Source organism: Lentzea sp. NPDC004789 (genome assembly GCF_053601075.1).
In genome coordinates this window covers 24,349-38,505 of sequence record NZ_JBSGBE010000019.1, presented here as the reverse complement: position 1 = coordinate 38,505, position 14,157 = coordinate 24,349, and the positions used below count along the sequence as shown (strand labels likewise).

The 14,157-nt window shown below is 69.9% G+C and carries 11 protein-coding genes; 6 read left to right on the top strand and 5 right to left on the bottom strand.

Features of this window, described 5'->3' with window-relative positions; genetic code table 11:
- Positions 1–7: 7 nt before the first annotated feature.
- Positions 8–1,606, bottom strand: a complete 1,599-nt coding sequence (locus tag ACWEIJ_RS34530; protein WP_449841441.1) for a DUF4331 domain-containing protein — start codon at positions 1,604–1,606, stop codon at positions 8–10.
- A 30-nt stretch (positions 1,607–1,636) separates the two neighbouring features.
- Positions 1,637–1,852, bottom strand: a complete 216-nt coding sequence (locus ACWEIJ_RS34525; protein WP_449841440.1) for a hypothetical protein — start codon at positions 1,850–1,852, stop codon at positions 1,637–1,639.
- Between the two features lie 456 nt (positions 1,853–2,308).
- On the opposite strand from ACWEIJ_RS34525, the gene ACWEIJ_RS34520 reads away from it, so the two are divergent.
- Positions 2,309–4,360, top strand: a complete 2,052-nt coding sequence (locus ACWEIJ_RS34520) for a DNA gyrase/topoisomerase IV subunit B (protein WP_449841439.1) — start codon at positions 2,309–2,311, stop codon at positions 4,358–4,360.
- A gap of 22 nt (positions 4,361–4,382) precedes the next feature.
- On the top strand, positions 4,383–6,863 hold the full coding sequence (locus ACWEIJ_RS34515; protein WP_449841438.1) for a DNA gyrase/topoisomerase IV subunit A: 2,481 nt from the start codon (positions 4,383–4,385) through the stop codon (positions 6,861–6,863).
- Between the two features lie 22 nt (positions 6,864–6,885).
- Here ACWEIJ_RS34515 and ACWEIJ_RS34510 read toward each other — a convergent pair whose 3' ends face one another.
- Both ACWEIJ_RS34510 and ACWEIJ_RS34505 read right to left on the bottom strand, forming a co-directional pair.
- Complete coding sequence (locus ACWEIJ_RS34510; RefSeq protein ID WP_449841437.1) at positions 6,886–7,524, bottom strand: MHYT domain-containing protein; 639 nt, start codon at positions 7,522–7,524, stop codon at positions 6,886–6,888.
- Between the two features lie 295 nt (positions 7,525–7,819).
- Positions 7,820–8,371: a DivIVA domain-containing protein gene (locus ACWEIJ_RS34505; RefSeq protein ID WP_449841436.1), complete on the bottom strand. Its 552-nt coding sequence runs from the start codon at positions 8,369–8,371 to the stop codon at positions 7,820–7,822.
- A 90-nt stretch (positions 8,372–8,461) separates the two neighbouring features.
- On the opposite strand from ACWEIJ_RS34505, the gene ACWEIJ_RS34500 reads away from it, so the two are divergent.
- The 4 genes from ACWEIJ_RS34500 to ACWEIJ_RS34485 all read left to right on the top strand — a co-directional run bounded on the left by ACWEIJ_RS34500 (position 8,462) and on the right by ACWEIJ_RS34485 (position 13,086).
- Positions 8,462–8,833 carry a YchJ family protein gene (locus tag ACWEIJ_RS34500; protein WP_449841435.1) on the top strand — a complete coding sequence of 124 codons (372 nt, stop codon included), beginning with the start codon at positions 8,462–8,464 and terminating at the stop codon, positions 8,831–8,833.
- Positions 8,833–9,510, top strand: a complete 678-nt coding sequence (locus ACWEIJ_RS34495) for a hypothetical protein (RefSeq protein ID WP_449841434.1) — start codon at positions 8,833–8,835, stop codon at positions 9,508–9,510. Before ACWEIJ_RS34500 ends, ACWEIJ_RS34495 begins: the two co-directional genes overlap by 1 nt.
- A gap of 119 nt (positions 9,511–9,629) precedes the next feature.
- Entirely contained in the window at positions 9,630–12,053 is a 2,424-nt protein-coding gene (locus tag ACWEIJ_RS34490; protein WP_449841433.1) for a hypothetical protein, read from the top strand.
- Positions 12,054–12,090: 37 nt separating this feature from the next.
- The gene (locus ACWEIJ_RS34485) at positions 12,091–13,086 is read left to right on the top strand and encodes a carboxylesterase family protein (RefSeq protein ID WP_449841432.1); all 996 of its coding nucleotides are present in this window, start codon (positions 12,091–12,093) and stop codon (positions 13,084–13,086) included.
- Here ACWEIJ_RS34485 and ACWEIJ_RS34480 read toward each other — a convergent pair.
- A complete protein-coding gene (locus tag ACWEIJ_RS34480; protein ID WP_449841431.1) occupies positions 13,070–14,068 on the bottom strand; it encodes a GDSL-type esterase/lipase family protein in 999 nt (332 codons plus the stop codon). The two genes, ACWEIJ_RS34485 and ACWEIJ_RS34480, sit on opposite strands and share 17 nt — an antisense overlap.
- Positions 14,069–14,157: the final 89 nt, after the last annotated feature.

Below are 14,157 nucleotides of genomic sequence, written 5' to 3'. Positions count from 1 at the left end.
TGGTACTTCACTTCGAGTGCGACCCGTACTTGCGGATCTGCTGCTGGCGCTTGCGCCACAGGAAGAAGCCGCCGCCGAAGACGAGCGCGGAGCCCACCGCGGTGGTCATCGCCATCGGGTCGAGGTTGGAGATGCTGCTGACCGGGTTCACCGCGACGGTCGCGGTGTTGCCGTTGCTGTTGACGGCCATGCCGTTGTGCGGCAGTGCCACGTACGGGAAGTACGCCTCGGGCGCCTGGTCGGGCGCGTCGACCTTGTCACCGGTGGCGAGCGCGTCGACGAGCTTGCCGGACGCCGCGGCGCCCTCCATCGCCTGGATGGCGATGTCCACCACGTCGTCGGCGAGGCGACGGCCGTTCGGGAAGCCCTGCGTGTCACCGCCGAGCACGCCGAGGCGGTTCGGCTTCGGGTTCGGGTCGATCATCAGGTTCAGCCGCAGCATCTCCGACGCGCGGAACCGCCGCTGGTCGACGTCGGCGTTGTTGACCTGCGAGTTCAGGTCCGCCTGGATCGGCCCGTTGAGCTTCTTGGTGACACCGGTCAGGAAGATCTCGGCCAGGTCGTCGCGGTTGCCCTTCGGCGCCGGGATCTTGTAGATGCCCTCGATCAGCTTCGGCAGCTCCGGGTTCACCACCCGGTCGACGAGCTCCTTCACGCCGGCGTCCTGGTCGGGGCGCAGGCCGTTGAACGCGTCCTTGAGGCCGGCGGGGGCCACGACCTCGTTCACCAGCGGGTTGCCCAGGCGGGAGACCTGCACGAAGTCGCCCTGCGCCTCCGCCTTGCCCGGCGAGAGCTTGAGCGAGCGGCGCGACGTGGCGCTCCAGACGCCGATGTTCGGGTTGCGGTGGACGTCGTTCTTCAACGCCAGCGCGTGCTTGGGCAGCTGGATCGCGATGGTGTTGACGTTGTAGCCGCGCAGCGTGTTCTGGCCGACCTCGCTCAGGTTGCCGCCGTAGAGCAGGTCGAACACCCGCAGGTCGGCGAAGAAGGCGTCGGCCGACGGGCCGACGTAGACCTTGCCGCCGCCGGGGATCTGCACGATCGCCTGGTCGCGCAGCTTCTTGAAGTCCGGCATCGACGCCGGGCCGTTGGGCGACGGGGCGACCTGGGCGTTGTTGACCAGCTTGACCCGCTGGCCGTTCTGGTAGATCGCCTCCAGGTCGTAGCGCTGGCGGAACAGCAGGTTCTCGTCGTCCAGCGAGTGCACGACGCCGTTGGTGTACAGGAACGTGTAGTTCTTGCGGCGGTCCTCGTTGTGGAACATGAACCGCAACGTGACGTCCGGCTTGGCGTCGCCGTCGTTGTCGACGTTGAAGTCGTACTGCGCGTCCTCGGCCCACGGGTAGAAGTTGGGCCCACCGTTGGGCTCCTGGAAACCGGACCAGTTGCCGACCAGCGTGACGGTGTCCTTGTTGTCGGGGCTGACGAACGCGTAGAGGTCCGTGTTGTCGACGGCAGGATCACCCGCGATCAGCGGTGCTTCGCGGTGCGATGAGGCGGTGGCACCGTTCGAACCGAACAGCGCCGCGTTCAGCAGTGTGGCGGCCACCAGCGCGGCCGCAGCCACCTGGCCGCGCCGACCGCTGAGGACGTGCGGTGATGACATCTCTGGACAACCTTTCGGAGAAATGAGGCTTCAGGCGCTGTGCATCAGCAGCGACGGTGCGCTGGCATGGCGGGAAGGGCTGGTGTGGCTGGTCCACCTCGCTCGGGTGAAGTAGCGGATGCCGGGCGCGGCCGCGTTGGGCCGGATGGACGCCTCCGCCGCGCTCTGCGGCGTGCGCTCGACCTCGAAGCGGGACGGGCCGTGCGCGGTCTGCCGGGGAAGACCCGAGTCCACACCGTGCCGCATGCCATCACCCCGTCCCTCGCTCCGCTTCCGACATCGGGGCATACGTGCGGGTGTTCATCACGGTTCACGGGTCAATTGCGGCTAGGTCTCGACCAGGTCACGCGCGCAACCTCGGCCCGGTTCGCCGCCGGGGGACTCCTCGTGTCCACAGTGGACGATCAGATGGCCCTGATCCCGGCGTCCGGTTGGCCCCGCACGTGCTCGGGTACCCGGCCTTGAGGCGCGCTCGGGCGTGTGACCTGTGCCAACCCGTTGGCCGGGCCGGTGTCGTTTGGGGCGGTTTCCGCCGCCTTCGCAGGTCAGCAGGGTTGTGGTGAGGGGTGAGGTGCTCGCGGGAGGGCTTCGCGACGCGTCGTTCAGGGCGGATTCCACGTCGGTGACGGGCGTCCTGCGAAAAATTGTCGGTCCGTGCAGATACCCTGCTGACAGTCCGCACACAACCAGGGAGAAATACCCGTGACCGCAGAGACCCTGTACGGGGCCGACGACCTCACGCATCTGGAAGGTCTGGAGGCCGTCCGCAAGCGGCCAGGCATGTACATCGGGTCGACCGACAGCCGGGGCATCAACCACCTCTTCAGCGAGATCGTCGACAACTCCACCGACGAAGGCGTCGCAGGTCACGCCACGAGGATCGTGGTCACGCTGCACGCCGACGGCAGCGTCCAGGTCGACGACGACGGCCGCGGCATCCCGACCGACGTGCACGCCAAGTCCGGTCTGTCCGGTGTGGAACTGGTGCTGACCAAGCTGCACGCCGGCGGCAAGTTCGGCGGTTCCGGTTACAAGACCTCCGGCGGCCTGCACGGCGTCGGCGCCTCCGCCGTCAACGCCCTCTCCCTGCGCTACGACGTCACGGTGCGGCGTGGCGGCAAGGTGCACGAGATGTCGTTCGCCCACGGCGTGCCCGGCGTGTTCGACGGCCCGGGCCCGAAGGCGAAGTTCACCCGCCAGGCCGGCCTGCGCGTCACCGGCAAGATGAAGCGCAACGAGTCCACCGGCACCTCGACCCGCTACTGGCACGACGCCCGCTACTTCGAGAACGGCGCGGCCCTCGACGTCGAAGCCGTCCGCATGAAGCTGCGCAACACCGCCTTCCTGGTGCCCGGCGTGACCTACGTGCTGCGGACCGCGCTGGAGGACTCCATCTCCGAGGAGGTCTTCCACTACCCGAACGGCCTGACCGACATGGTCGACTTCCTGGCGCCCTCGGGCGACCGCGCCGTCTCGGGCACCCTCGTGATCACCGGCAAGGGCACCTACTACGAGAACGCCGCCGACGAGAACGGCGTGATGCGGTCCAAAGTGGAGCGTCAGGCCGAGATCGAAGTCGCACTGCGCTGGGGCACCGGCTACGAGCGCACCGTCGAGTGCTTCACCAACACCATCCGCAACATGCACGGCGGCACCCACCGCCGCGGCTTCGACCGCGCGGTGCTGAAGGCGATCCAGGACGCGATCTCCAAGACGCGCGGCCTGCTGAAGCCCAAGGAGGACCCGCCGACCCTCGACGACGTGCTGGAGGGCATGACGGCCGTCATCCACGTCCGCATCCCCGAGCCGCAGTTCACCTCGCAGACCAAGGACGAGCTGTCCACCGCGGGCATCACCAAGGTGCTGCAGGGCATCGTCGACGCCCAGGTGCGCGCGTGGACCGAGGACCGCAAGACCAAGGTCGAGGCCAAGACCGTGCTGCAGAAGGTCGTCGACGCCTCGCGCGTCCGGCTCACGCAGAAGCAGCAGAAGGACGCGGCCCGGCGCAAGACGGCGCTCGAAGGTGCGGCCATGCCCGCCAAACTGGTGGACTGCCGGACCACCGGTGTTTCGCGCAGCGAGCTTTTTCTCGTGGAAGGCGACAGCGCCCTCGGGAGTGCGAGAATGGCTCGCGTTTCCGAGTACCAGGCGCTGCTTCCCTTGCGCGGCAAGATTCTCAACGTCCAGAAGGCCTCGCTCGCCGACACCCTGCGCAACGCCGAGATCGCCTCCATCGTCCAGGTCCTGGGCGCCGGCACCGGCCGCACGTTCGACATCGGGCAGATGCGGTACGGCCGCGTCATCCTGATGGCCGACGCGGACGTCGACGGCAGCCACATCCGCACGTTGCTGATCACGTTGTTCGCCAAGTACATGCGGCCGGTGATCGAGGACGGGCGGCTGTACGCCGCGATGCCGCCGTTGCACAAGGTGATGACCCGCGGCCGCAACGCCGAGACGCACTTCACCTTCACGCAGCGCGAGATGGAGCAGAAGGTCGCGCAGCTGGAGAAGGCGGGCAAGCAGGTCGTCACGCCGGTGCCGCGGTTCAAGGGTCTGGGCGAGATGGACGCGGACGAGTTGTGGGAGACCACGATGAACCCCGCCACCCGAAGCGTCCGGCGCATCACGATGGACGACGTCGACGCCGCCGAGACCGCGCTGGAACTGTTGATGGGCGAGAAGGTCGAGCCGCGCCGCAACTGGCTCGTCGAGTCCGCCGCACGGGTCGACCAGTCGGCCATCGACCTCTAAGCCTCACAGAAAGAGTCAAGAAGTGGCACGCCGCAAGGGACCCACGACCAAGGTCGACCCGGCCGCGTTCGACCGGGCCGGCGCCCAGGTGCTCGACAACTCGCTGAAGACGGAGATCGAGGACTCGTACCTGGAGTACGCGTACTCGGTCATCCACTCGCGGGCGCTGCCGGACGCGCGGGACGGCCTCAAGCCGGTGCACCGCCGCATCCTGTACTCGATGCACGAGCAGGGTTACCGGCCGAACCACGCGTACGTGAAGTCCGCCCGTGTGACGGGCGACTGCATGGGCAAGTACCACCCGCACGGTGACACGGCGATCTACGACGCGTTGGTTCGGCTCGCGCAGGACTTCAGCCTCAACGAGCCGCTCATCGACGGGCACGGCAACTTCGGTTCCCCTGACGACGGGCCGGCGGCGGCGAGGTACACCGAGTGCCGTATGTCCCCGGTCGCCATGCAGCTCGTCGGTGAGCTCAACGAGGAGACGGTCGACTTCCGGCCGAACTACGACGGTTCGCTGCAGGAGCCGAGCGTTCTTCCGGCGGCGTTCCCGAACCTGCTGGTCAACGGTACGTCCGGCATCGCGGTCGGCATGGCCACGAACATGATCCCGCACAACCTCCGCGAGGTGATCGGGGCGGCGCGCTGGCTGATCTCGCACCCGGACGCGAGCCTCGACAAGCTCATGGAGTTCGTGCCGGGGCCCGACCTGCCGACCGGTGGCATCCTGCTCGGCCTCGACGAGGTGCGGAAGGCCTACGAGACGGGCCGCGGTGTGGTCAGGATGCGGGCGAAGGTCGAGATCGGTCCCCTGGAAGGCAGCCGGGGGCGGCAGGCGATCACGGTCACGCAGCTGCCGTACGGCGTGGGGGCCGAGCGGATCGTCGAGAAGATCACCGACGAGGTCAACAAGTCCAAGCGGCTCACCGGTATCGCGGACGTCAAGGACCTCACCGACCGCGAGAACGGCATCCGGCTCGTCATCGAGTGCAAGGTGGGGGTGAACCCGCAGGCGCTGCTCGCGGACCTCTACCGGTTGACGCCGATGGAGCAGTCGTTCGGCATCAACAACCTGGTGCTGGTGGACGGGCAGCCGCAGACGCTCGGGCTCAAGGAGCTGCTGGAGGTGTTCCTCCAGCACCGCTACGAGGTCGTCACGCGGCGCACCAGGTTCCGCCGCCGCAAGCGCGAGGAGCGCCTGCACCTGGTCGAGGGTCTGTTGAAGGCCCTGCTCGACATCGACAAGGTCATCCGCCTGATCCGGGGCAGCGAGAACGCGGCGGCGGCCAAGGACGGCCTGATGAAGCAGTTCAAGCTGTCGGAGATCCAGGCCTCCTACATCCTCGACACGCCGCTGCGCCGCCTCACCAAGTACGACAAGCTCGAACTGGAGGGTGAGCAGGACAAGCTCACCAAGGAGATCGCCGAGCTGACCGCGATCCTCGAGGACGAGAGCGTGCTGAAGAAGCTGGTGTCGTCCGAGCTCGCGGAGGTGGCGAAGGAGCTCGGCGGCGACCGGCGGACCAGTTTGATCGACGGTGACCTCAAGGAGGTGCTGGCGGCGTCCAAGCCCGCCGGTCCGCTGGAGGTCGCCGACGACCCGTGCCAGGTCATCCTCAGCGCCACCGGGCTCGTCGCGCGTACCGCGGCGGAGTCGGAGGAGGTGTCGGAGGGCAAGCGCCGGGCCGGGCGGGTGAAGCACGACGCCGTGTCGGCGGTGGTGCACTCCACGGCGCGTGGTCAGGTCGTCCTGATCACGAACCTGGGTCGCGCGTTCAAGACCGACGTGCTGCCGCTGCCGGTGTTGCCCGAGCAGCACGGCACGGTGTCGCTCAGCGGCGGCATGGCGGCGAGTGAGCTGGTGCCGCTCGACAAGGGTGAGAAGGTCATCGGCATCGTGCCGCTGGAGGCAGGGGACTCGCCGGGTGTCGCGCTCGGTACGAAGCTCGGCACGGTGAAGGTGTGCGTGCCGGAGTGGCCGGTGCGGTCGGACGAATTCGAGGTCATCACGCTCAAGGACGGCGACGAGGTCGTCGGGTGCACGTGGCTCACGGACGGCAGCGAGACGCTGGCGTTCGTCAGTTCCGATTCGTCGTTGTTGCGTTACGACGCGAAGCTGGTGCGGCCGCAGGGTCTCAAGGGCGGCGGCATGGCGGGCATCAACCTCAGCGGTGACGCGCACGTGGTGTTCTTCGGGGCGATCCGCACGGACGACGACGAGCACGGTGAGCCCATGGTCGTGACGTCGTCCGGGCAGAGCGTCAAGGTCACGCCGTTCAGCGAGTACCCGGCGAAGGGCCGCGCGACCGGTGGTGTCCGGTCGCAGCGGTTCCTCAAGGGCGAGTCGCAGCTGGTGCTGGCGTGGATCGGCAGCAGGCCGGCCGGTGCGGACCGGAAGGGTTCGCCGGTCGAGCTGCCGGAGGTCGACCACCGGCGGGACGGCTCGGGCCACGCGCATCCCGGGCCGGAGGTCATCGGGCACCTGGTCGAACGGGACTAGCGGCGGGTTGCGCCGGGCCGGGTCAGCGCGACTCGGCCCGGCGCAGCACGCGGTCGAGCACCTCGGCCTCCGCGCCGCGCTCCTCGTCGGAGGTCGTGAGGGCGAGCAGGAACACGATGATCACGCTGAAGCCGACGCCGCTGATGATCAGCGTGGTGATCAGGTCCTCCGAGTTGTCGGTGAGGATCGGCGCGCCCTGTCTGACCTTGATGTTCATGGCGTGCATGCCGGTGTAGTGCATGCCGGTGACGGCGAGTCCCATCACCAGCGAGGCGCCGAGGACGGCGAGCGGGCCGCTCACGTTCCTCGTGAACCACAGCGCCGCGGTCGCGGCGACCACGGCGATCAGGACGGACACCGCCACGACGACCGGGCTGTAGGTCACGTCGGCGTTCATCACGATGCCGGACATGCCGGTGTAGTGCATCGCGGCGACGCCGAGGCCCGTGACGAGGCCGCCGGCCGCGAGCGGCCAGAAGCGTTCGTCGCCGTCGTGGCGCAGCGTCAGGAAAAGCCCGAGGCCGACGACGATGATCGCGACCACCATGCTCAACAACGTGGTGGTGATGTCATAGGCGACCTTCACCCCCATCCACGTGCCGAGCATCGCGGTGAAGTGCATTCCCCAGATGCCGAGGCCGCCGATTGACGCGGCGGCCACCGCCAACCACCATTTCCGTGATCCCCCGGTGGCGTTCCGTGCGCGTTCGCTCGACAGCAGACCGAGTGCCGAACCGAGGCACGCGACCAGGTACGCCGTGATAGGAGTGACCGTCCCCATGTCCATTGCGGAATAAAAACATTCCGAAACTATGGGGTGCAAGGTCTTTGCGGGTGAATAGGGAAAACGAATATGTGAAGGTCTGGCCGGGATTCTTCGGGTATTCCGGTCCGGCTGTGTTCAAACGAAATTACGGAGCCAGGCCGAATCACGGGCGGGCTGCCCGCGGAATTGTCTAGTCGATTCTGGCGCTCTGCACCTTCGCTTCCGCGATAATGCGCTCCGCCTCGTCGAGGGCGACGTTGCGCAGTTCCGCGAGGGCGCGCATGGCCTCTGCCCGGCGTGCCGACATGGCGAGCCGGAAGTCCTCGCGGATCTCCTCGCGCTTGCGCGCCGCCTCCTCGTCGAGCACGCGGGCGCGCTGCTCGGCCTCTCCGACGATCATCAACGCCTTGAGCTGCGCGTCCCTGACGACGTCCCGGCGTTCTTCCTCGGCCAGTGCGACCATGCGGGCGAGCCGTTCCGGCAGGCCCTTCGGGTCGATCGGGGTCAGGCAGATGCGGTGCAGGCCGTCCTGCAGCGCCGCGTTCTCCTCCTGAACCGCCATCAACCTGCTGGCCAGCGCCTCGGCGCGGGCCTCCGACGCGTCGCGGTCCGCGGTGACGAGGCGCAGTTCGGCCTCGAGCTCGGCGACGTAGTCGTCCACCTCGTCGCGGTCGTAGCCGCGCCACCGCAGCCCGAACCACGTGCGCAGCGGTACGAGCTCAGTCCTGCTGTCCACACTCACGTGCCGTCTCCTCTGCCTCCCGCGAGTCAGTCTTGACAAGGTGTACGTACGAGGTGGGGCATCGGTTCTAACGGGTTCACCAGGCACAATGTGTGCGTGAACAACAAACTGTGCCCCTGCGGTACCGGCGAGTCCTATGTGGACTGTTGCGGTGCGCTGCACTCCGGAGCCCGCACCGCGGCCACGGCCGAGCAGCTGATGCGGTCGCGTTACAGCGCTTTCGCCGTGTCCGATGAGGACTACCTGCTGCGCACGTGGGCCGCGAAGCACCGCCCAGCGAGCGCCGGAACCGACGCGGGCGACCGCTGGCTGAAGCTCGAAATTCTGGCAACGGAGAACGGCGGACTGCTCCAGAACGAGGGTGTCGTCGAGTTCCGCGCGCACTACGTCGGGGGCGTCGTGCACGAGCGGAGCCGGTTCGTCCGCGAGAACGGCCAGTGGGTCTACGCGGAGGCCCTGTGATGACCACCGTGACGGTCGGCAGCCGGTTCAACGGCCCGCCCGGGATGGGCAACGGCGGCTACTCGGCGGGCCTGCTCGCCGCGCACGTCGACTCGGCGGCGGTGAGTGTCCGATTGCGCAAGCCGGTGCCGCTGGACCGCGAGCTGGAGGTCCGCGGCGGTGAGCTGTTCGACGGCGAGACGCTGATCGCCTCCGCCGAGCCCGCCGTGCTCGACCTCGACGTTCCCGCCGCGCCGACGCACGACGAGGCGCGGGAGGCCGCCGCGAAGGTGCCGTGGCGCGACAAGCACCCGTTCCCGACGTGCTTCGGGTGCGGGCCCGGCCGGGAGGACGGCGTCGCGGCCCTGCTCGGCCCGCTGGACGGGCGGCCGGAGTGGGCCGGCCTGTGGCGGCCGACCGGCGTGCTGCCGAGCGACGGTGTGAACGTGCTGCCGGAGATCGTCTGGGCCGCGCTCGACTGCCCGTCGGCGCAACCGGTGGCCCCGGACGGCGGTCCGGCGTTCGTGCTGGGCACCTTCGTCGCCCAGGTGGAGCAGCCCGTCCGGCTGGAGGTGGACCACGTGCTCCTCGCGTGGGAACTTGGCCAGGACGGGCGCAAGGCATACTCGGCGTCCGCGATCATCGGTCCTCACGGAGTGTGTGGAAGAGCGCGCGCCGTGTGGGTCTCGATCGGATGAGATCAAATAACCCGACTGGGTGACGCGAGTGCGCCGTGTCTTGATAGCGTGCACGACCGTTGCCCGGTTAAGCCGAAAGGGCGAGTGAACGGGATGGCACGGAGGTGATCAGGCGCTTGATGGGCCGACGTGCCGCCGCCCACGGCGACCAGCTAACGCAGACCCAGAGTTCGGGCGAGACTCAGAACACGGTTCTGCCACCCGTCGAGCAGCCACCGGCAGCAGCGCCGCCGCCGGAGCCATTGCCGCAACGAACGCCGTTCGCGGCGAACTTCGTCGGCGCGACGCTCGTCGTCTCCGCACCGGAGGGGCCCGGCCAGGCCGCCTCCGGCCTCGCGAGGACCCTTCCCGTCGACCGGGGCCGCACCGTGGTCGTGGTCGACTTCCCCAGCGGCGACCAGAGCACCTTCTGGCCGCACGTCGTGACCGCGCTGAGCGGTCGCGGCCCGATCCGGCTCGCCGTGTCGCACGCGGGCACCATGCGGCCCACCGCGCCCGCGCAGTGGCTCGCCGAGCAGCTGCAGGCCGAGGTCGTGGCGCCGGACGGCGTGCTGACCACCGTGCCCGGTGCCGCGTTCGTCGTCGGCGCCCAGGGCTACGGCAGCTGGGTGCGGTTCCAGCCCAACGCGTCGCCGATGCCGTTCGGGCGCCGTTTCCCGGTGCCGCAGTGGGAGGCGATGGACCCGAACTCGCCGTGGCCGACGGGCGAGATCGGCATCTCCGAGCCCATCCCGGCCGGGCTGTGGCTGCGCGCGCAGCAGCCGCCGTTCGACCCGGCCGCCCAGGACGCGCGCCCGATCGTGGCGCTGCCGTGCCGCGACAACGTGCTGACCGTCGTAGTCGGTGGCCCCGGCCAGTCGGCGATCCCGACCGACGAGGTCTGCCGCCTGCTGACCGCGCTGCCCCAGGCGGCCCGGTCGCGCGTGCGGCTCGTGCCGTACGGCATCGACACCGCTCTCGGACGGCTGGTCGCCGACCAGCTGGGCGAGCCGATCGCGATGTTCACCGGTCTGCCGGTGGGCAACCTGCGCACCGGCGGGCCCGCGGTGGTCGCGGTCGACCCGCGCGGGCAGCAGACGTGGCGCCCGTTCGTGACCGAGGTGCTGTGCTCGCCGCACGAGGCCGTGCCGGCGGTGTCCGGCTATCGCGCGCCCGTGCAGGGACTCGCCGAGGTGTCGCCCGGTGTGTTCTCTCTCGGCGACGGCGTTGTGCTGGAGGTCGTGCCGTCCGGCCTGTGGGTGCGTGAGCACGACGAGCCGTACAACGCGGCCGAGGTGCGCTCTCAGCCCGTTGACCCGGAGTGGGCACGTCTGACCGTGGGCACGCCTGGGCGCACGACGCCTGGTGCGGTCGCGGTGCATGGCGCTGCTCTCGTGGAACGCCTTGAGCCCGAGGTGCGCAAGCTGCTGCGGGTCGTGTTCTGCGACGCCAAGGTGACCCCACCGCCGCCACCGGCACCGCAGCACGCCGCACCCGCGCACGCCGCACCGGAGCCGCCCACGGCGTCGTTCGGCGCTCAGGGGGGCAGCCCCTCCGCGGTCGCCGCCGCGCTCGGTGCGGCCGCGCAGGCCCTGTCGTCCCGCGACTCGGCCGGCACGGGGTTCTTCTCCCCGGTCACCCCGGTCGAGGAGGAGCCCGCGTACGCCTCGATGGCCGCGTCCGAGGCCGCGACCGTGACCGTGAGCGCGCACGTGCTGGCCGAGGCCGAGGAGGCGGCGTTCCCGTCGTCCGACCCGGACGCGGCGGCCGTGCGGTTCCGCGTGGACGGCCCGCTGCCGGCGCAGCCGCTCGCGTCCTGGGAGGTGCCGGCCCAGAGCGAGGGCGAGCGCGAGACCGTGCTGCCCGACCACAGCAGCACGGAACTGGAACGCGACGCCGTCCGCCGGGCACTGGGCGAGCGCTACGGCGTGCACGCGGCGACCGTCTGCCGCCTGCTCGCGCAGCGTCCGGACGCCGAGGAGGACCCGGCGGCGTTCGAGGCCATGGTCACCGACCTGACGGCCCTGCTGGCGTGCGTGTCGCAGGACGAGGAGGTGGTCGTCGAAACGCTGCGCATGGGCCGGCTCGGCCGCCTGCGCCCGTACGTCGCGTGCATCGTGTCGGGCCTGAACCGCCTGCCGCTGCACGGCGGTGTCGCGGTGGTGTGGGGCCAGAGCGGCCCGACCGGCCCGCGCCGCTACCGCAGCGGTGACGTGCTGGTGGAGCACGGGCTGCTCGACGCCGTCGCGAACCCGACGCAGCGGGTGGAGGGCGCCACCGAGTACCTGGTGTGGTCGGTCACCGGCCGCCGGGTCGAGGTGGCGGACCGCGTCGCCGTGGCCACCGAGGAACGCGTGATCTTCCCGCCCGGCACGGCTTTCCGCGTGCTGGCGGTCGCCGAGGCCGAGGGCGATCACCCGCAGCAGGTGATGCTGCAGGAGATGGCCGGTGCCGCGGCGGACCAGGAGATCGCGGCCATGCGGCCGAGCGTGCTCTCGCAGCTGGAACGGGCGGCGGCGAACCTGCGGGTGCTGCCGTCGTACCAGATGACGGTGGAGGCTTGAGCGGGCTTGGGTGTCGGGCACGCCGGACGGTGGTTCGGTGCGCCGGTCTGCCGTGGTGCGGTGCGAGGGTGAGCGCGGTGCGCGGGTGAGCCCTCACCTGGGCATCCGGTACGCCGAACCCGCCGTCGGCTCGTCGCGCTTCCACCCGCCGGTGGACTGCGACGGCGAGCCGACGGGCGAGTTCGGCGACTCGCACACGCTGAACGTCTGGTCCGCAGTGGACGGTCCGGCGCCGGTGCTGCTGTTCATCCACGGCGGCGCGAACACCGTCGGCTCGTCGGCACAGCCCGAGTACGCGGGCGACGTGCTGGCCGGGCACGGCATCGTGTTCGTGAGCTGCAACTTCCGGCTCGCCGTCGACGGTTTCGGTGCCGTGGAAGGCTTTCCGCACAACCGCGGCCTGCTCGACGTCGTGTCCGCGCTGCGGTGGATCCAGCGCAACATCGCCAGGTACGGCGGCGATCCCGGCAACGTCACGGTCGCCGGGCAGTCCTCCGGCGCGCAGGCCGTGGCGTGCCTGATGGTCATGCCCGCCGCGAAGGGCCTGTTCCACCGGGCGATCGCGCACAGCGTGCCCGGACGGTTCTTCAGCCCCGGGTTCGCGCGCGAGGTCGCGGCGAACCCGCAGCCGGACGTCGTGCTGTACCAGCCGATCGTGGACGGCGACACCTTGCCGGACGTGCCGCTCAACGGGCCGTTCGACGTGGACCTGCTGGTGTGCCACACCGCCGGCGAGGAGGCCGAGGTCTTCCGCCGGCCCACCACGCACCTGGCCAAGCGCGCCAACGCCTTCCGGTCGATCTACTCGCGCCCGCCCGCTCACCACGGCGCCGACGTCCCGGCCGCGCTGCGCGGGGACATCGCCGAGGCCTGGGCGAGGTTCGCGCGCACCGGCGATCCCGGCTGGCCGCGCGACGAAGTCCGCTGGTGGGGGCCCGAAGGTGAGGTCGAGTCGTGGCCCGACGGGGTCTACCTCGCGATCCTGGACTGGCACGAGGCGCGCACGACGAGGTTCGTCAGCTTTCCGTGGTGAGGCCGAGCGAGCCGTCCAGCCGCGGCACGCACGCGCCGTCGCGCTTGTCTGCCGCCAGGAACTCGGTGAGGCAGCGGCCGAACTGCTCGTGGCCGAGAGCGTTGGGGTGGAACGACTCCTGCAGCGCGTGCGACGAGCGCTTCTCGTTCTTCAGGCCGGCCCAGTCGACGGTCAGCCGGGTGAACCACTCGGTCTCCGGCCTGCCGGCGCACGCCTCGTGGCCCTCCCCGGCGCGGGACAGGTCGAGGAAGCGGGCGTTGACCTTGCCCGCGGCGGTGCGCAGGCCGTTCGACAGCTCCGGCACCGCGTCCTCGACCACCCACTCCAGGTCGCTGGTGCGCAACGGGCACCCGGACAGGTTCTGCAGCGAGCGCGCCATCTTCGGCGACACCGGCGCCGCGTACGACTGGACCACCAGCTGGTAGGCGGAGTCGAGGTAACCGGAGTCGCGCATGGTCTGGCGGATGGCGTTGAGCGTGTTCTCGACCTTGGGCACCATCCGGCGCACGCGCTTCGACCACTCCGTCGCCACGGACGACGTGCAGTCGCCGCGCTTGCCCCACGCCTCGAAGCACTTGTTGAGGACCTCCGCGAAGTGCGGGTCGTCGTTCGCGCCGATGGCCACCACGATCGCGACGACCCGGTTCTGCCCGGCGATCCTGCGCAGCTGCGGCAGCTGTTCGTTGCGCAGCTTGTCGGAGTTCGCGCCCGAACAGGCCAGGTTGATCTTCTGGTCGGCCTGGATCCGAGCCTTCATGATCGACGCCACGCGGGATCGGTGGCACCAGTTGCCGCCGTCCTCGCCGTCGGTGCCGGGTTCGTAGCTGCCCGCGCCCTCGCCGGACATCGTGCTGTCGCCGAGCGCCACGACCGCGGTCCTGGACTCGCGGTCCGGTGCCGACGGCGGCGGGAACGGGTGGTCGCTCACGACCAGCAGGATCGCGAGCAGGCCGATCACCGCGAGGGGCAGGACTCTCCGCATCGGACACCAGTTTACCGACGCCGCGCCGTGCTGTTCGCCGCTGTGCGGTGGCCGAATGCGAGGGGGATAAGTCGTTGCCGCCACCAGCC

Bases quoted from the DNA above. Each gene is read 5' to 3' on its own strand.
- ACWEIJ_RS34495 (WP_449841434.1), top strand. From the start codon at position 8,833: ATGACCACCGTGACGGTCGGCAGCCGGTTCAACGGCCCGCCCGGGATG.
- ACWEIJ_RS34525 (WP_449841440.1), bottom strand. From the start codon at position 1,852: ATGCGGCACGGTGTGGACTCGGGTCTTCCCCGGCAGACCGCGCACGGC.
- ACWEIJ_RS34490 (WP_449841433.1), top strand. From the start codon at position 9,630: ATGGGCCGACGTGCCGCCGCCCACGGCGACCAGCTAACGCAGACCCAG.
- ACWEIJ_RS34530 (WP_449841441.1), bottom strand. From the start codon at position 1,606: ATGTCATCACCGCACGTCCTCAGCGGTCGGCGCGGCCAGGTGGCTGCG.
- ACWEIJ_RS34480 (WP_449841431.1), bottom strand. From the start codon at position 14,068: ATGCGGAGAGTCCTGCCCCTCGCGGTGATCGGCCTGCTCGCGATCCTG.